This window comes from Borrelia venezuelensis, from assembly GCF_023035835.1.
Lineage (GTDB): Bacteria > Spirochaetota > Spirochaetia > Borreliales > Borreliaceae > Borrelia > Borrelia turicatae.
The window spans coordinates 853,793-872,524 of record NZ_CP073220.1 but is presented as its reverse complement, the minus strand read 5'-3'; the positions used below and the strand labels follow the sequence as shown (position 1 = coordinate 872,524).

The 18,732-nt window shown below is 29.6% G+C and carries 15 protein-coding genes; 1 reads left to right on the top strand and 14 read right to left on the bottom strand.

Going from position 1 to position 18,732, the window contains the following annotated elements; all coding sequences use genetic code 11:
- Positions 1-4: 4 nt before the first annotated feature.
- A complete protein-coding gene (gene panF, locus bvRMA01_RS04165) occupies positions 5-1,426 on the bottom strand; it encodes a sodium/pantothenate symporter (protein WP_247032344.1) in 1,422 nt (473 codons plus the stop codon).
- On the bottom strand, positions 1,419-1,613 hold the full coding sequence (locus tag bvRMA01_RS04160) for a DUF997 family protein (RefSeq protein ID WP_011772746.1): 195 nt from the start codon (positions 1,611-1,613) through the stop codon (positions 1,419-1,421). The genes panF and bvRMA01_RS04160 overlap by 8 nt, the downstream gene beginning before the upstream one ends.
- Before the next feature lie 56 nt (positions 1,614-1,669).
- Here bvRMA01_RS04160 and coaBC point away from each other — a divergent pair, with 56 nt between their 5' ends.
- A complete protein-coding gene (gene coaBC, locus bvRMA01_RS04155) occupies positions 1,670-2,845 on the top strand; it encodes a bifunctional phosphopantothenoylcysteine decarboxylase/phosphopantothenate--cysteine ligase CoaBC (protein ID WP_247032422.1) in 1,176 nt (391 codons plus the stop codon).
- Here coaBC and bvRMA01_RS04150 read toward each other — a convergent pair.
- From bvRMA01_RS04150 to nusA, 12 genes are all read right to left on the bottom strand, one after another.
- Positions 2,839-4,260, bottom strand: a complete 1,422-nt coding sequence (locus bvRMA01_RS04150; protein WP_247032342.1) for a HEAT repeat domain-containing protein — start codon at positions 4,258-4,260, stop codon at positions 2,839-2,841. The two genes, coaBC and bvRMA01_RS04150, sit on opposite strands and share 7 nt — an antisense overlap.
- The gene (murJ, locus tag bvRMA01_RS04145; protein WP_247032421.1) at positions 4,257-5,780 is read right to left on the bottom strand and encodes a murein biosynthesis integral membrane protein MurJ; all 1,524 of its coding nucleotides are present in this window, start codon (positions 5,778-5,780) and stop codon (positions 4,257-4,259) included. The genes bvRMA01_RS04150 and murJ overlap by 4 nt, the downstream gene beginning before the upstream one ends.
- Positions 5,773-6,900, bottom strand: coding sequence for a tRNA guanosine(34) transglycosylase Tgt (gene tgt / locus bvRMA01_RS04140; RefSeq protein WP_247032340.1), 1,128 nt, complete (start codon positions 6,898-6,900; stop codon positions 5,773-5,775). The genes murJ and tgt overlap by 8 nt, the downstream gene beginning before the upstream one ends.
- A gap of 18 nt (positions 6,901-6,918) precedes the next feature.
- Entirely contained in the window at positions 6,919-7,986 is a 1,068-nt protein-coding gene (locus bvRMA01_RS04135; protein ID WP_247032339.1) for an LptF/LptG family permease, read from the bottom strand.
- A complete protein-coding gene (locus bvRMA01_RS04130; protein WP_247032337.1) occupies positions 7,983-9,272 on the bottom strand; it encodes an LptF/LptG family permease in 1,290 nt (429 codons plus the stop codon). Before bvRMA01_RS04130 ends, bvRMA01_RS04135 begins: the two co-directional genes overlap by 4 nt.
- Positions 9,247-10,764 (bottom strand): hypothetical protein, encoded by a 1,518-nt coding sequence (locus bvRMA01_RS04125; RefSeq protein ID WP_247032335.1) that lies wholly within the window; start codon positions 10,762-10,764, stop codon positions 9,247-9,249. Before bvRMA01_RS04125 ends, bvRMA01_RS04130 begins: the two co-directional genes overlap by 26 nt.
- Positions 10,765-10,772: 8 nt before the next feature.
- Positions 10,773-12,926 carry a polyribonucleotide nucleotidyltransferase gene (gene pnp, locus bvRMA01_RS04120; protein ID WP_247032333.1) on the bottom strand — a complete coding sequence of 718 codons (2,154 nt, stop codon included), beginning with the start codon at positions 12,924-12,926 and terminating at the stop codon, positions 10,773-10,775.
- 13 nt (positions 12,927-12,939) lie between these two features.
- Complete coding sequence (gene rpsO / locus bvRMA01_RS04115) at positions 12,940-13,206, bottom strand: 30S ribosomal protein S15 (RefSeq protein ID WP_011772738.1); 267 nt, start codon at positions 13,204-13,206, stop codon at positions 12,940-12,942.
- A 307-nt stretch (positions 13,207-13,513) separates the two neighbouring features.
- Positions 13,514-14,359, bottom strand: a complete 846-nt coding sequence (gene truB / locus bvRMA01_RS04110; RefSeq protein WP_011772737.1) for a tRNA pseudouridine(55) synthase TruB — start codon at positions 14,357-14,359, stop codon at positions 13,514-13,516.
- Between the two features lie 6 nt (positions 14,360-14,365).
- The gene (rbfA, locus tag bvRMA01_RS04105; protein ID WP_247032331.1) at positions 14,366-14,728 is read right to left on the bottom strand and encodes a 30S ribosome-binding factor RbfA; all 363 of its coding nucleotides are present in this window, start codon (positions 14,726-14,728) and stop codon (positions 14,366-14,368) included.
- Positions 14,729-14,752: 24 nt separating this feature from the next.
- A complete protein-coding gene (infB, locus tag bvRMA01_RS04100; protein ID WP_247032329.1) occupies positions 14,753-17,275 on the bottom strand; it encodes a translation initiation factor IF-2 in 2,523 nt (840 codons plus the stop codon).
- A 4-nt stretch (positions 17,276-17,279) separates the two neighbouring features.
- Positions 17,280-18,725, bottom strand: a complete 1,446-nt coding sequence (gene nusA, locus bvRMA01_RS04095; protein ID WP_247032327.1) for a transcription termination factor NusA — start codon at positions 18,723-18,725, stop codon at positions 17,280-17,282.
- Between the last annotated feature and the right edge of the window lie 7 nt (positions 18,726-18,732).

The following is an 18,732-nucleotide window of genomic DNA, read 5'->3' as shown; positions in this document are numbered from 1 at the left end:
ACAACTAAATTTTACTACATTTTTGACAAACAAAATTAACTATCAAAAATGAACATACAGAGATAAAAAGCGAAGGAACAATAGGATGAAAATAATAACTACCTAATTCACCATAAAAAATTATGATCAAATAACTTAAAAGTCCAAAAACCTGAGAAATAAAAGCCGATATTTTACTTACAAAATTAAAATAAAGTCCAAAAACAATAATAGAAAAGAATGAAACTTCCAAAGCTCCAATTGCGAAAATATTTAAAAAAAGCAAAAAATCAGGTGGTTTTAAAGATAAAAAAACTATTATTAACATAAAACAAATATTAGAAATAATAATAATTTTATTAATCCCAATCTTAACACTAATATTTTTACTTAATGACAATATTGACTTTACCCAAATCGAAGACAGCAAAAGAAGACCTGAATCTATTGTAGACATTATTGCTGATAAGAGTCCTACAAAAAATAATATAAACATTTTAGGATTTAAAACCTTTAATGCTACATTTAAGATAACTTTATCATTTAGTTCTAATTCAGGAAAAATAATAAGAGAAAAAAAACCTATTAAATGCATAATAACAACTAAAAATCCTATTACAAAAGTAACAATAGGAAGAGAAAATCTAATAGCTTTCACATCTTTAAATGCTATAAAATTATTAACAAATTGTGGTAGCCCCAATACCCCAATTCCTATTAGTATCCAAAAAGAAATTATATATTCAATTTTCAAATCCAAATTTGATGGCAAAAATAGATCATCTTTAAGATTCAACCGAGCCATCTTAAAAAGATTACTAATTCCACCACCCAAATCAACTAACCTTGAAAATAATAGTACAGACGCTATGATCATCAAAATACCTTGTATTAAATCCATATATGCTATCATCTTAAACCCTCCCAAGCAAACATATAAAAAAACAAATAGAGAGAAAAAAATAAGAGCATCAGTATAATTAATTTGAAAAAAAACCTCTAAAAGTTTAGCACCTCCCATAAGCTGAGCTGAGATTAAAAACAAAGAGAAAAAAATTATTATCAAACTACTAACAAAAACTAAAGATCGACTAAGATATCTATATCCAATATAATCAACAATATTTATTGCATTAACTTTTTTAGCTTCCAAATTCAATTTCTCACCAATAATGACAAATGAAATTAAACTTGTAGGAATTTGAATAACTGCTAAAAATATAAAAGACAATCCATATCTATAAACAGCCGAAGGCCCTGAAATAAAACTACTAGCACTAACATAGGTAGAAGCCACAACTAATGACATTACAAAAAAATTTAGCCCCTTATTTGCGAGAAAATAATTATGTAAAAATGACACTCCTCCCCTTTTTTTTCCAGCAAAGATACCAAAAACACAATATGAAATCAAAAAGATAAAAAATAAAAAAAACGCTTTAGTCATTCTTAAAAAAAATCACAAAAAAACACACTAATAACAAACTGAAAATAGGAAACAAGATACACGATAGAAAAAACCAAAGAGGAATATTAAATACATCAATAGGAAAGTAAGATAAATAAGCTGATAAAAGCCACCAAATAAACAGAAATAAATATATAATACTTGCAAAAAATACTTTATTTATCAATTAAAAATCCTTTTAAAAATATTAAATATAATTATATTATAATGTATAAAATAAACATGAAGAAACATAAAAATATATTAATCGGTGTATGCGGGGGAATCGCAGCCTATAAGTCAACCTATATTATCTCAAGTCTAGTAAAAATGGGATATAATATCAAAGTTATAATGACAAAAAACGCGACTAAATTTGTTACTCCCTTAACACTAGAGACGGTCTCTAAAAATAGAGTGGTTCAAAGCCTATGGAATACAAGCCATGAAGAAGTAGAACACATAAATTTGGCAAGATGGGCAAATTTAATATTAATTATTCCAGCAACATACAACATCATTTCTAAAATTGCATCAGGAATTGCTGATGATACTTTAACTACAGTCATATCTGCAAGTACTGTTCCAACCTATTTTGCAATAGCAATGAACAACATAATGTATCAAAACCCCATTCTAGAAGAAAACATTAAAAAACTAAAAAAATATAATTATAAATTTATTGAACCTGATGAAGGATTCCTTGCATGTTCTTTAAACGCTATTGGACGACTTAAAAATGAAAATGATATTTTAAAAATAATATTAAACGCATTAGATCCAAAATTACCATTAAAAAACAAAAAAATACTAATAACCGCATCCAGAACTGAAGAAGAATTAGATCCAATTCGTTACTTCTCAAATAAATCAACAGGAAAAATGGGATTCAGTTTAGGCATTGAGGCACGAAATCTTGGAGCCCATGTAACAATAATTACAGGTCCCAGCAATGAAAAAACACCTTATGGAATAAACGTTATTAGAATAAAAACAGCATCAGAAATGTACAAAGAAGCAATAAACATATACCAAGAATTCGACGTTATAATTGGCGCTGCTGCTGTTGCAGACTTTAAACCCGATAAAATTTATAAGACTAAAATCAAAAAAGATACTATTGAAGACCTTCATATTAAATTTATCAAAAATCCGGACATAATAAAACATATAGGTAAAAACAAAACTAAAAACCAAATTATTATTGGATTTTGTGCTCAAAAAGATGAAATTTTAATAGAAAAAGCCAAAGAAAAACTAAAAACTAAAAATTTAGACTATATTATTGCAAACAACTTAAAATATTTTGGATCAAGCCTAAACAAAACTTATATAATAGACAAAAATAGTGTTAAAGAACTTCCTGAAATATCAAAAAAAGAAACGGCAACAGAAATTTTAAAAATTTTATATCAATAATTCGTTAAAAGTTTCCTTAAATACTCTGAACGAGTTGTTCTTTTGATCTCTTTAAGCTTACCTGAGAGTAATGCAGATTTATTATAAACAGCGCCCTTAATTGCAAGATTCATTAAATCAACATTTTTACTCTCAATGATCTTAGAATAAAAATTATCAAAATTACCCTTCCTAGCTGCAAGACACATAGCAATATTTGTAAGCAACTTTGAAGGTTTATTAATATTTTCCTTTTCCAAGAGATTCAAAGCGATTAAACCTGCAGAATTTATATCTTTATCCAAAAGATAACTAAACATAGTAAGTTTAAAGTTATTCTCAATACTAAAATCAAGCATTATATTTTGTATCTCTTCATAACCAGACCCCATATCTACTAAAGCTTTACCTGATGCTTCCCGGACTTTTAAAGAAGGATCACTTTTGATCTTATAAATTAATACCTCTTTTGAAGCAATATCGCCATGACTCTTAATAGCCTCAACGGCACTAATCCTAATGTTAGCATCAGAATCTCTTAAAAAATCATGCAAAATCTCTTTTGATTTCAAAGATACATCCCTTGAGAGTGCCTCCACAATGGCAATTTTAATATTATAATTGTTATTATTATTTTGAAGATACAAATCGGCACTCTCTGTTATTTTTTCAGGCAAAAGATATGATAAAGCCTTAATAGCTGAGGCTTTAATTGATGGATTTTCATAACTATCAACAGAAATTTCATAAAATCTATCTGCATAATCAACAGCATCAGATTTTCCAAGAGCAATGAGTATTGCCGATTTAACTCCATCATTACCAGAATATTTATCATAAACATTCATCATATCTTTTGAGTATTCAGGAGAAGAAAGCTCACCAAGATAATAAGCAGCAGTAGCCACAATATTCCCTTCCTTATTCTCAAGGATATCAATAAGAGTCTTTTTTAAAGAATCCTTACTGCCAAATTCCTTAAGATACAAAATTGCCAAATTAATCAAATTGTTAGGATATCTATTACTCTCATAATTATCAAGAATATAATTAGCAGCATCAACACTGCCTGCATATTTAAGTGATAAAAACAAATCAAGAATTGCTAATTTAAGCTCAATATTAAAAGTTTTCTGCAACCTCTTTTCAAGCAAAGCATTATATTCACCATCACCTGATTTTTTAAGACTATTAATAATTTCAATAACTTGGGCATCAAGTCCATAAGAAATAGCATCATTTACTCGCTTCACATCTAAGTTAACATTTTTAAGAACAGGATTTTGAGTATCATCTCTCTTTAAATCATTTTCTGTAATATCCTTACCGATCTTATGTTCCTGAGACACTAAAGGTTTAATTGATAATATTGTCCCTTTAATAGCAAAAATATCAAGCACAATACAAAAGAAAAAAACAAGCTCTAAATACCTCATAAAATCTCCCTACTAATAAACTTAAAAAGTTTATTAACACCAAGTAAATAATAACACAGTATTAAAATAACAATACTAATTACGCCTGCAACACTTAATAAGTAAAAATTACTGAAACTAAATCCTACATCCCATTTAAAATTCTTAAAAAGAGTATAAAATAAATATAAGGGAATAAGGGAAATAAATGCCTTAATAAGAGCTACTAAAGACCTAACAAATTCAAGCTTCATCCCCCCCTTAAGTCCAATGAAATAAAAAATAACTACACATAAAGCAAAAGAAATTGATTGTGCAATAGGCAAAATGTCTACCACTTTATAAAATTTAATACCAAAAATTGAGATTGTAATATCAATAGCAGCAAAAAGAAGATTAAAGTAAAGCGGAATTTTTGAGTTACGTATCGAAAAATAATATTTTTGAAACAATCCAAAAATCGAAGAAAATGGTAATCCAATTAGAAAATATTGTAATACGTTAACGGTTCTTTGAGTGTCATATACGGAAAATTTACCTCCTGTAAGCAATAAATTTAGAATAGGACCAGCCCAAATATACATTAAAAATGACATTGGAATCAAAATAAAAATCAAAATATCAATTCCATGATTCAAAATCAAATTTAATCCTTTATTATTGCCTAAAGAAGCATATTCTGCCATCTTAGGAAAAATAACTGTAGAAATAGAGACATAAAAAATTCCAACAGGAAGCTGATAATAAACAATTGCATTACTTAAAATAGAAACACTCCCAATATCCAGGATTGATGCCAAAGCAAATGAAATTTGCTGAGTAGCAATTGCTACTAAAGCTGATATAATCATATGCGCCCATCTTTTTAAAAATCTCAAAAATGAAGAATCATTAAAGTTAAACATTGGTCTATATGTAAGACCAATATAAATACAATTTATCATCTGAACTAAAAATTGCAAAATCCCACCAACAATTACTCCAATAACAGCACTATATATTCCATATTGCTTATAAAATAAATATAAGCTTAATATAATGCTAAAAGAGAGCATAACGGGAGAAAAAGACGGAATAAAAAAAAACTTATAAGAATTTAAAACCGATGAAAATATCGATGATAAGCTTATAAGTAACACATAAAGTATTAAGTAGTTAAATATATAACTAGCCAATTCCAAATGACTACCTCTATAAGAAGATACAAAATACATAATTTGTCGAGAAAAAAGAATCATAACAGAAATAAGAAGACTAATACTTATAATATTAAAAGTGATAACTCGTCTGAAAAAATCAATAGCATGTTTACTAGATTTTTTCCTCTCATGAGTGAATTCCGGCATAAAAGCTGAAGTCATTGCACCTTCTGAAATAATCTTCCTTAAATTATTCGGAATATTAAAAACATAATTAAAAATATCTGACTCAAGACTTACCCCAAAATAGTAAGAAAATACCTTAATTTTAATAAAACCCATTATACGTGAAAAAAAAATCGAAACCATAACAATAACTGTTGAGAGAATATCTTTATTCATCAAAATTACCTTCATCATATTTGCTCAAATAAAGCTTTCTAAATTTTGTAAAATCACCATTCATAATTGCATTGCGAGCCTTTTTAATAAGTCTAAACATATAATGAATGTTATGCTCACTGGCCAACATCACTCCAAGAGTTTCTTCTGATTTGATTAAATGTCTTAAATACCCTCTTGAATACCTTGTACATAAAGTACAAGAACAATCTCGCTCAACAGGACAAGTATCAAAATTAAACTCAGCCCTCTTAATACGCAATATTCCATTATCAGTTAAAAGTGAACCATGCCTAGCAATTCTTGTAGGATTAACACAATCAAAAATATCAATACCATAATATATTGCATCCAATATATAGTGAGGAGTACCAATGCCCATTACATACTTTGGCTTAACCTTAGGTATTAATGAAGAATTATATTCAAGAATTTCTAAGTATTTATCTCGTGGTTCTCCAACAGAAATTCCACCAATTGCGATACCAGGACTATCTAATTCTAAAATCGCCTCGGTACTTCTTTTTCTCAAATCTTTAAAAAAATTACCCTGAGTTATTAAAAATAAAAGACCATCATACCCTTCTTTTCTATTCTCATAAGCACGCAGTGTACGACGAGCCCAAGAGGTTGTAATATTTGTATACAAACTCGCCTCACTGTAATCAATCCCATAAGAACTACAAATATCAAGCGCCATAATAATATCACTCTCAAAAATTTCTTGCATCTTAAATACACTCTCAGGTGTAAAATAGTGCCTAGAACCATCAATATGCGATTTAAAATCTACTCCCTCAGTCTCAATCTTTCTAAAATTAGCTAAAGAAAATACTTGAAATCCTCCAGAATCTGTCAAAAAATTTTTATCCCAGGCTGTAAAATTATGTAAACTTCCATATTTTTTTATCACATCAATACCGGGTCTTAAATAAAGATGATAAGTATTTGCAAGTATGAGATCACATCCCAATTTTTCAAGCACATCATGCTTTAAAGCTTTCATTGCACCCAAGGTACCAACTGGCATGAAACACGGTGTTTCAACCTTCCCATGAGGAAGTTCAAGAACACCAAGTCTTGCATTAGAATTTTTGTCATTTTTAATAATACTAAACATAAAATTAAAAAAAACCTACTACTTACACACAAGATTATAAATGATAAAATTAATAATAATAAACAAAATAGTGGGTAACGAACTTGCAACTGCTATAGGCAAATATCCAAGATCTGCTAAAAAGCTAAAAACCATAATTGACATAACATACACAACTGCAAATGCAATACTATTTAACAAACTCCATATAAAAATATTTTTTTTCAAAGCAAGACTTACAAAACTCACAGTAAAACTAAGAAGTATTAATCTAAATGAAAAAAAGATTCTGCTTAACAAATCAAATAAAGCTTCAGAATAATCTAATTTTTCTCTCTTAAGAGCCTTAATCCAGCTAATAAGCTTTGAAAAATTCAACGTTTTTGACGACAGGATAACTATTTTAATATATTCAGGCTCTAAATTAATAATCCCCCTACCATCAAGAACTTCATGAAATTTTTCTATCACATCTCGTTCGATCTTAGAAAATTCCCTAACACCATAAAGCTTCCACTTGGAATCAATCCACTCAGCCTTACTTATATCATACCTTTTTTTAAAATTATCATTTTGATCTTTTAAAATAATCATCAAGTTAGCAATAGTATCATTCTCGATATCATAATGCTTAATATTGTAAATTTCTCTCGCAAAATCCCTAATGATTATATTTCTATCATTTGCACCTTGATTGCCAACACTATTCTTAAGAAAAGCATCCCTTTTAGCAATAGTATCTATAACCAAATAATTATCAAAAAAAAAGAGCATTACTGAGATAAAAACACTAAGCATAATTATTGATCTTAATATTCTAGAAATAGAAATACCACAACTAAAAAGTCCTATTATTTCGTTTCTCATAGAAAGATTACCAATAAGATTAGAAACGGCAAAAAGAAAAGACAAAGCCAAACCATCTGAAAAACACTTTGGCAAATAAAGATAATAAATATAAACAATATCACTAATACTAAGATTATGATCAAGATAATTAAAAAGATTGGTAAATAAATCGATAAGCACAATTAAGATCACAAAAAGAAAATTCATAAACAAAAAAGTTAATGATATATTATTCACGAAAAGCTTATCTACTTTCATTTCTTTAAAAGTCTCAAAAAAAGTACCAAACCTGCAAAAATTAACATCACATTTGGTAAGACAGTAATAAGAAAAGGATTTGGGGAATACTGAACAGTATAAACTTTTCCACCAATAAACATTACCCAATAGAAAACACAAATAAGAATTGAAATCACAAGTTCAAGAATAATAGAATATTTTTTATTTGAGTACATGCCCATACCAAAAGCCAAAAAGATAAAAAATAAAACAGACAATGGTAAACTAATTTTTTGATAAAATTCCAAACAATAAAGAGCATAACTTCTCTTAACAATTAGATCTTCATAAGGACTATAATTTAAAATTAAATTATGCATATAACTTAAGTTTTCAAGAACAGATTCTTCATCTAAAAAACTATTCTTATCATACAAATAATTCAAATAAATATTTGAAAAATTTAAATACAAAAGATCTTCCTCTAAATCATTTTTCATATTTAATTCTTTAACTAACTTATCTTGCTTAACAATAAGTTTCATAACATCTCTAATACTCATCTGCGATGGTGCCACATAACTTAATAACCAACTATCACTAAACGTTACTTGATCAATTGAATATTTCATCCGATCAGCATAAAAATAGTCATAAAACCCACTCTCATCCTCTGTTAAGGCAATTGATAAAACATCATTCAAAATAAAATATACCTGATAATTTTCTTTTTGAATATTAAGTTCCCTTGCCATCAATATTCTGTCATAACCTTTAAGTCTAGTATTATCAAAAAAAGTAACATTTTTATACCCCGTTTCAGATTTTTCTCCTGATACAAATATTAAATCTCCATATTGTTTGCTTGAATAAGGCTTTAATATCAAATGAGGTATTTCTTCTTTGATTTCATTAAAAATTTTCAATCTACCAATAGAACCAAGGGGAAGTAAAAAATCATTAGTAATAAACGAAATTAATGCAATAACTACCCCTAATTTAAAAAATGGAACTAATAAATTAAAAATAGATATTCCAATTGACCTAAAAGCCAATATTTCATTATTAAGTTTAAATCTATAAATGGTAAGTATTACAGAGAGTAAAGCCGCAAAGGGAGGTGAAAGAGCAATTATCATAGGAAGTGAATATATAACAAAAATAAAAGCCTTTAAAAACGGAACATAGTTTTGAAGAAGTATTCTCATAAAAAAAAGTATTTGGTTTATGAAAAATACAAAGAAAAAAAACAAAAAAGTAATTAAAAAATACTTAAAAAATTCAATAATTATGTAAGATTCATAATTGTTTTTTAATACTCTCATTTACAAAAACCAAACCATTATTTAAAGTCCCAAGTACAACATAATCATTAAAATTTAAAATTTTTACTAAATTTAAACTAATAAGTCCATCACTAGGACCTAAATAATCCCAACTATCATTTACTGTATCATAAATTAATAAACCATGTTCAAAAGTTGCAAATAATAATTTATTATCCCTAATCTCCATATCAAGAAAATATCCAATGCTAGGATCATTGTTAACATTATATTTTACATATGTATTATTATCTAAACTTAATCTAAAAAGACCTCCTCCATAAGTTCCAACGTAATAACCACCATCATGCTTCTTTATAAAATTAACATTTCTCTCACTCTCTATTTTGCTAAAAAAATTTAAATGTTTAATTTTATTAAAATTAGTTAGATCAATGCTATAAATAGCCTTATCCATTGTTCCTACCAATAACAAATTTTTCCGCTCATCTAAATACAGTGATGAAATCTTATTAGAACCAAGTTTGATATAAGTCCAATCACCTACATCGGAGTAAAACCATAGTCCAGCATCTAGAGTACCAACAAAAATGCCATCTTTAGCACCCAGTAAAACTTGTATACTATTTAAGTTAACATTTAAAGGTATTTTAACTTTTTTAATAGCCCCTTCCAAATCATCAATATAATAAAGAGCATTATTCCCACCAACGTATATAACTCCTTTATGCTCTGCAAATCCTTTAAGTCCATTTAAAACGATACTTTTTTTATCTTTAATATAAACCTTATATTTATTACTCTTAACATCATATCTTAAAAGACCACCAAATATGTTTGAAACAAAAATATTACTCCCCAAAACAAACATATCAAAAATACTATTATCTAAAAATCCTAAAGCTTCTAGATTTAAATAATTTATTCCAAATTTATTATTCAAGAAATTATAAATTCCTAGATCATAGCCTGACTTAAGAGAAGTTTTATCAATATCCTTTAATGCAGAAATTGCACCCACTTTATCCTTAACAAAATATTTTAATTCAGCAATCCTAAGACTAGCATGAGAATTTTGATAATCTTTTAAAAAATTATCAAAATGATATTCAGCTAGATCATAAGCGCCTATGTTATAATTCATATAACCAAAAAATAAATTGGCTTTAGCAATTAATTCTTTATCATAATTTTTCTCATCAGTCACTATTTTATTTAAGTAGTAACTGGTCATGCCAAAAATTTTTTGGGCATAACTCTCTCTAGCACTTTTAAAATAAGAATTATCCTCTTTTAAAAAAGCATCACTTAAGAAAAAAGATTCATCATCTCTAAGACCCAATAAATGACTTCTTTTATTAAGATCTAACTCATCAATATCAAATTCATCGACATTCAATTTTTGAATATCATCGAGAAAATTAGGAGATAAATCAACATCTTTACTAGTCAAACATGAAAAAAAGAAAAATAAGCTCACAAAAATAAGCTTATTTTTAAAAATATTATTTATATGATCTACAAATCTCATAACATTTACTAATCTCTAACTAATTCAAGTTCAATCTTACCAAACTTATCAATATCAGATATTCTAACCTTAACCATTTGTCCTTCCTCTAATCTTGGAAGACGCATAGCAAATGTATTCCTACTATCTCTACCATATCTAGAATGTCTACCACTGCCATATCTGGAATGCCTCATATCACCATATCTATCATCCCTTGATTTTGGTCGATTACTTAAAAATCCTTCTTTGGTAGGAGTAAGTTCAATAAAGGCCCCAAAACTGTTAATCTTTTTAACAACCCCTTCATAAATCTCACCAATTTTAGGTTCTCTTACAATACTCTCTATCCTTGCCTTAGCTTTTTGCATCTTTAAGCTATCAGTCCCAAAAAGAGTAATTCTACCATCTTGCTCAATTTGAACCCTAACCTCAAACTCATCTGTAATCGCTTTAACTGTCTTACCAGTAGACCCAATAACAAGAGAAATTTTATCAATATCAATTTGTAACTGAATAATCTTAGGAGCATTAACAGATATATCATCTCTTGACCTTGAAATTACAGAATCCATAATAGATAAAATATGCATTCTTCCAATTCGTGCCTGTGCAAGAGCATCTTTCATCAACTGCTTTGTAACATTTGAAATCTTAATGTCCATCTGAAAACCAGTAATTCCATTCTTAGTTCCTGCAACCTTAAAGTCCATATCGCCCAAATGATCTTCTTCTCCAAGAATATCACTTAAGATAACATACTTATCCCCCTCACTAACAAGTCCCATAGCTATTCCTGCGACTTGCTCCTTAACAGGAACACCAGCTGCCATTAAAGACATACTCCCAGAACATACTGTAGCCATCGATGAGGATCCATTTGATTCTAATATCTCAGATACTACTCTAATAGTATATGGAAAATCATCTTTCTTAGGTAACATAGCTTCCAGAGACCTTTGAGCTAAATGACCATGCCCAATCTCACGTCTGCCAGTCATAAGTCTACCTGTCTCACCAACAGAAAATGGAGGAAAATTATAATGAAGCATAAAATTAAGACGCTTATCGCCATCAATATCATCCATTATCTGCTCATCAATACTTGTACCTAAAGTCGTTACAGCCAATGCCTGGGTCTCACCTCTTGTAAAAAGAGCAGAACCATGCGTTCTTCTTAAAAGATCAACTTCGGCAACAATATCTCTTATCTGTGTAGGATTACGCCCATCAGTCCTAAGATTATTTTCCAGGATTGATCTCCTAACGATTTCTTGCTCAAAATCATCAAGAGCTTTATAAAAAAGAGTTTCATTCTTTTCATCTACCTGACTTACAGAAGAAAAATGTTCATAGGCTTTTTGCTTAACTAATTTTATAGCCTTATCTCTATTAAGTTTCCCCTTTACAAAACAAGCATCTTTGAGTTCAGAGTAAATAAAATCTTTAAGTTCAGCCTTAAATTCAAATACTCTTTCTTCATAAGCAAGTGGTAATTTTTCTCTCTCACCTACTATAAGTATAAATTCCTTTTGAAGATTACAAATTTGTTTAATATATTCATAAGCTTGATCTATTGCAGCAAGCAACACTTCCTCGCTAACCTCATTAGCACCACCTTCAACCATTGTAATACCATCCAAACTACCCGCAACAACAATATCTAGAATAGAATCTTGTATCTCATCAAAAGAAGGATTTACTATAAACTCACTATTTAAATAAGCTATTCTAACAGCCGCAATGGGACCATTAAACGGAATATCTGACAAAAAAACTGCCGCAAAAGCAGCATTCATCCCAACAATATCAGGGGGATTCATCTGATCTGTAGACAAAGTCGTTGGAACAACCTGAATTTCTCTACCAAACCTCTTATCAAAAAGCGGTCTCATAGGTCTATCTATTAATCTAGAAACAAGTACTTCCTTGTCTTTTGGTTTACCTTCTCTTTTAATAAATCCTCCAGGAATTTTCCCAGCAGCATAATATTTTTCATTATATTCAACAGATAAAGGAACAAAATCCAAATTCTCACGAGCTGAATCTGAACAACATACCGTAGCAAGAACAGTAGAACCACCATAAGTAGCAAGAACCGCACCATTTGCTTGCTTAGCCAATAAGCCTGTTTCTAAAATTAAATCTTCCCTTCCTACTTTCAACTTCAAAATTTTTCTCAAAATTAACCCCTTATTACTTTCTAAGTCCAAGTTTAGCTATTAAGGTTCTATAAGCTTCCAAATTTTTCTTCTGATAATATCTTAACAAATTTCTTCTCTGCCCAACCAACTTTAATAAACCTCTCTTAGAGCTATGATCTTTTTTATTACTCCTTAAATGCTCTGTTAAATACCTTATTCTATCTGTAATTAACGCTATTTGCACTTCAACCGAACCTGTATCATTTGGATTTTTACCAAACTCTGTAATTATTTTTTGTTTTTGTTCTTTACTAATCATAAAAGTGACTCCTATACCATCATAGCAAAGCCTAAAATAGACCTTTTTGCTATAATTAAATCTTCAAAGTAAATTATAATATTTTTTCATTCAAATAACAAAAACAAACCGAAGACTTTTTTACCAAGTTGCATAAAATACCAATCAAATCAATTAAGCTAATTCTCAATCGTGATTTCAGCATACTCAACCCTCTCTTTAAAAGATTTTCTATTTTACTGTTACTTGTAAAAAGTACTGCAATAAAAACTAATAGTCTTATTCTTAAAAAGATTTATACTACTAATTATTTTTCGAAAATCAACTATCAAAAAATAATAACATATTTATATTTATTCAAACCAATGCCACAAACTACTGCTAATATCTCTTCATTGCTAGACTTCAAAATCTTAAACTCACCAACACTAATCATAACATTGATATAAACACCATTCTTGACAAGCTTAATCATACTATTATCAACATAAAATTTTTCAAAAAGCCCTAAAGATTCTAAATTCATTAAAGAATTGCTAGTGAAATCTTCACAAAAACAAGCATTATCTAATCTAAAATCCCCAATCTTAATTCTCTCAAGGCTCTTAACATAAGCATATGACCCTAAAGACAATGCCAAATCTCTTGCTATACTTCTAACATAAGTTCCCTTAGAGCATTTTATTTGTAGCTTTAAAATACGAGAATCAACATTATAATTCAAGATCTGAATATCATATATATTAACTTTCCTAGACTTAAGATTGAAAGACTCTCCACTAAGAGCTAACTTATAAGCTCTTTTTCCTTTAACATGTACTGAAGAAAATTTAGGTGGAATTTGATAAATCTCACCTACTAAAGACTTAATACCAAGGATTAATTCCTCTAAACTTGGAATATAATTTGTAGTATTTACTACTCTACCATTAGGATCAAGAGTATCGGTTTCAATTCCAAACTCAAACTCTGATATATATTCTTTATCTAAAGATATAATATAATTTGAAAGTTTAGTGTATTTGCCAACTAAAACGACTAACAGACCACTTGCAAACTTATCAAGAGTACCTGTATGTCCAACTCGACTTGTAGAAAAATATCTCTTTAAAGGACAAAGGGTATTACAAGACGTTATTCCAATTCTCTTATTTAGTAAAATAATCCCATTCATTTAATTTTATTGTTCTTCACTAAAACTTAAATTTTCAATTATTTTATTAACATAAAAAGCCTTAGAAATAGTATCATCTCTTAAAAAATTCAATTTTGGAGTATTCCTAACTCTAATACGTTTAACAATTTCTCTTTGAATAAATCCCTTAGCATTATTTAATGCTTTAATAGCATTATCAAGTGATACACCTTCTTTGATAGAACCAATAAATACTTTGGCATTTATTAAATCGTTTGAAATTTCAACTCTCACGACAGTTAAAAATGCATGAACCCTAGGATCTTTAATTCCTTTTGATACTATTAAATTACTAATCTCTTGAACTAATAAACTCTCAAGTTTTGATTTTCTTATCTCTTTTTCCATACATAAAAACAATAAAGCAGATGCTTAAGATTCAAAGCGTCTCTTCACTTTCTTAATCTCAAATGCCTCAATTATATCTCCTTCCCTAATATCAAAATAATTATCAATCATAATTCCACATTCATATTGCGCATTAACTTCTTTAACATCTTCTTTAGCTCGCCTTAATGAAGAAATTTTACCAGAATGCACCTGAAATCCTTCTCTCATAACATTAGTTACGGCATCCCGTTTTATGCATCCTTGTGAAACATAACATCCAGCCACTACTCCAACCTTAGAAATATTAAAAACAGCACGAACTTCAGCAAATCCAATAAATTTTTGTTCAATGTCTGGTTCTAACATGCCTTCAAGAACTGATTTAATATCATTAATTGCATCATAAATTATATTATATTTTCTAATTTCAACTTTTTCTTGATCGGCTAACAATTGTGCTTTTGCTGCAGGGCGTACGTGAAAACCAATAATAATTGCTTCACTTGCTGATGCAAAACTAATATCAGTCTCAGTTATTGCTCCTACTGATGAATGGATAACTTTTACTCTAATTTCATTATTAGTTAATTTTTCAAGAGAATGCTTTAAAGCCTCAACAGAGCCCTGAACATCCGCTTTTAAAATTATCTTAAGTTCCTTAAGTGCTCCATCCTTAATTGAATCATAAAGATTTGATACAGTAACTTTTTTTACATTCTTAGCATCTTCATATTTTTTAAGATCTTGTCTTTTAGAACTAATTAATTTGGATTCTTTTTCTGTCTTTGTAACCTGGAATGGATCACCAGCCTGAGGAATTGATGAAAAACCCAAAACATTAACAGCTTTTGCAGGACCAACGCTCTTAACAGCTACTCCTCTCTCATTAATTAATGCTCTCACCTTACCATGATAGACTCCTCCAACAAAAGAATCTCCTATAGAAAGAGTTCCATCCTCAATTATCACAGAACAAACTACTCCTCTACCTAAGTCAACTCTAGCATCAAGTACTCTACCAATAGCCCTTTTAGTTGGGTTTGCCTTCAATAACATTACTTCAGATTGCAGAATAATCATATCAAGAAGTTCCGTAATACCAATATTTTTAAGAGCCGAAATTGCAACAAAAATTGTACTTCCACCCCAATCTTCAGGAACCAAATCATACTTTGAAAGCTGATGTTTAACTCTATCTAGATTTGAATCTGGCAAATCAATCTTATTGATTGCAACAATAATGGGCACTTCTGCGTCCTTTGCATGATTAATAGCCTCAACAGTCTGCGGCATTACTCCATCCACAGCAGAAACAACAAGCACAACAATATCTGTAACCTGTGCCCCCCGACTCCTCATCATAGTAAAAGCTTCATGTCCTGGAGTATCTAAAAATGTTATTTCATGATCATTATAATTAATAGTATAAGCACCAATATGTTGTGTAATTCCTCCAAACTCTGTTTGATTTATATCAATATTTTGCAACACTGATAGAAGTTTGGTTTTTCCATGATCAACATGTCCCATTATTGTAATAATAGGGGGTTTTGCAACCCTCTTGCTCTCATCATCTTCTTCTGCTTCGATAACTGTTTCATCATAGATTGACACAACATTAACTTTAGAGCCATATTCTTCAACCAAAATAGTAGCGGTATCAGAATCAATCTTCTCATTAATAGTTACCATTACACCTAAAGTCATTAACTTAGCAATTAAATCTGAGGATTTTAAATTCATTTTCCTTGCAAGTTCAGCAACAGTAATAGTGCCCATAATATCAATTGACTTAGGAATTGGATTTGCTAGATTTTCTTTCTTCTTTTTTTGAAGCTGCTCAAACACTTTTTGTTCTATTGTTTTGCTCTCAATTTCTTCCTTTTTCCTCTTGTAACCTTTTTGACTTTCTTGTTGCTGCTTCTTCTTCTCACCAAGTTTCCTATTAAGACCCTTATTATCAGAATCAGAAGGTGAAATTGCAACACTAGAGATAACCTTAGTTCTTATTACTCGTCTAAATGTCTGAGGACTACTACTACCATGAGTATTAGTTCTATTGAAATATCCTCTATTACCTTGTTGCTGGCTACTAGTATTATCCTTATCTACATTTAAAGAAGAAGTCCTAAATCCCCTATCTTTACCGCCATAAGAATATCCTCTATTATCTCTATTATAAGCATTGTTCCTATTGAAATAGCCCCTATTACCTTGTTGCTGGCTACTAGTATTACCCTTATCTTTACCGCCATAAGAACATCCTCTATTATAATAAGCATTGTTCCTATTGAAATAGCCCCTATTACCTTGTTGCTGGCTACTAATATTATCCTTATCTACATTTAAAGAAGAAGTCCTAACTCCCCTATCTTTACTGCCATAAGAATATCCTCTATTAGAATCCTGATTTCCTCTTGAATTTGAGAGGTCCACAAAATTATCTTTGGATTCATCCAAACTTTTATCAGTATGGGCTACAACCTTTACTACTTTCTTTCGTAATTTAACAACTTTAATTTTTTTTTCATCTTCACTGCGATCATCATCAATATTTTCTGACAAACTATTACTCCTCTTCAAATTCAAAGCTAAGCCCTATCTTACAACCTGGACAAAAAGTCATATTTTCATTAATAACAGTCCCACACTCAGGACAAAGCAACTCTTCTTCATCTTTCATACCTTCAATAGATCCATCATCATTAGAAATTATTACCATCCCTTCCTTTAGTATCTTATTTATTTCTTCTTGCTTTTCATAACCTATTCCCAACTCAAAAAGCTTTTCCTCACTAGCATCCAAAAAACTATCAATATCATCAAAACCTGCTTCAACCAATTTATCAACAATATCATTATCAAGAATTTTAAGCTCACTAATTTTATTTATTTCCTCAAATTCATCTTCCTGAACATTATCCTGAATAATTTTATCAAACATTTCAAAAGTCTCTTGTTTAAACTCTCCACTTGCTTTCATTTCAGCAAATTGACTACTAGTTTTAACATCAATTGCCCAATCAAGCAGTCTATTTGCAAGTCTAACATTCTGTCCCATTTTACCTATTGCAAGCGAGAGCTGTTCATCGCTAACAACCACCAAAGCTTTATGCAAATCCTCATCAACAATATATACATTATCTATTTTAGCAGGGGTTAAGGCATCTCTAATAAATTCTTTAATATCCTTAGAATAAGGAATAATATCTATTTTTTCACCTTCAAGTTCCTTAATTATTGATTGAATCCTAACACCTTTTTGCCCAATACAAGGACCTACAGGATCAATCTCTTCTTTCTCAGAATAAACAGCAACCTTAGTTCTATAACCTGGATCTCTTACTATCTTATGAATCTTAATAAGACCTTCCTCAATCTCAGGAATCTCAAGAGTAAGAAGTTCCTCAATAAATTTAGGATGAGTCCTTGATAAGACTACCTCTATTCCATTTTTTCCCTTCTTTACACTGTAAACAAGAACTCGAACTTTATCATTAAGCCCATAAACTTCCCTTGGGGATTGATATTTCTTAGGAATAACACCATCTGTACTCCCAAGATTCACATACAGATCTCCATTCCTATTTTGCTGAACATACCCAATAACAATTTTATGCAATTTGTGTTTAAATTCTAAATAAAGTTCATTATCTTCGATTCCCTGCAAATCGCTCTTAGTTCTCTGCTTAGCAACTTGAATTGAAAGCCTATCAAAAATCTTTGGATCAATCTCAATATATGCATATCCATCTTCCATGACTTCAAATTCTTGAGAATCGTCTTTCAATATTTCAAGTATATCGTCTTGAACTTCCTCTACAATCTTTTTTTTAGAATAAACTATCAAATCCCCAGTATCCTCATCAAACTTAATTAAAGCATTCTCACTCGTTCCAAAATACTTCTTATAAGCTATCATTATAGATTCCCTAACCGTCTTTCGAATAGCATCTATGCTCATTCCTCGCTCATTAGCAATATTGGCAATCATTTGACCAGTGCCCTTTATCATATCCAAG

What these genes read in the sequence shown, in the direction of transcription:
- bvRMA01_RS04125 (WP_247032335.1), bottom strand. Translation starts at nt 10,764, where the DNA reads ATGAGATTTGTAGATCATATAAATAATATTTTTAAAAATAAGCTTATT.
- murJ (WP_247032421.1), bottom strand. Translation starts at nt 5,780, where the DNA reads ATGAATAAAGATATTCTCTCAACAGTTATTGTTATGGTTTCGATTTTT.
- panF (WP_247032344.1), bottom strand. Translation starts at nt 1,426, where the DNA reads ATGACTAAAGCGTTTTTTTTATTTTTTATCTTTTTGATTTCATATTGT.
- rpsO (WP_011772738.1), bottom strand. Translation starts at nt 13,206, where the DNA reads ATGATTAGTAAAGAACAAAAACAAAAAATAATTACAGAGTTTGGTAAA.
- tgt (WP_247032340.1), bottom strand. Translation starts at nt 6,900, where the DNA reads ATGTTTAGTATTATTAAAAATGACAAAAATTCTAATGCAAGACTTGGT.
- coaBC (WP_247032422.1), top strand. Translation starts at nt 1,670, where the DNA reads ATGAAGAAACATAAAAATATATTAATCGGTGTATGCGGGGGAATCGCA.
- truB (WP_011772737.1), bottom strand. Translation starts at nt 14,359, where the DNA reads ATGAATGGGATTATTTTACTAAATAAGAGAATTGGAATAACGTCTTGT.
- bvRMA01_RS04135 (WP_247032339.1), bottom strand. Translation starts at nt 7,986, where the DNA reads ATGAAAGTAGATAAGCTTTTCGTGAATAATATATCATTAACTTTTTTG.
- bvRMA01_RS04130 (WP_247032337.1), bottom strand. Translation starts at nt 9,272, where the DNA reads ATGAGAGTATTAAAAAACAATTATGAATCTTACATAATTATTGAATTT.
- nusA (WP_247032327.1), bottom strand. Translation starts at nt 18,725, where the DNA reads ATGATAAAGGGCACTGGTCAAATGATTGCCAATATTGCTAATGAGCGA.
- rbfA (WP_247032331.1), bottom strand. Translation starts at nt 14,728, where the DNA reads ATGGAAAAAGAGATAAGAAAATCAAAACTTGAGAGTTTATTAGTTCAA.
- bvRMA01_RS04150 (WP_247032342.1), bottom strand. Translation starts at nt 4,260, where the DNA reads ATGAGGTATTTAGAGCTTGTTTTTTTCTTTTGTATTGTGCTTGATATT.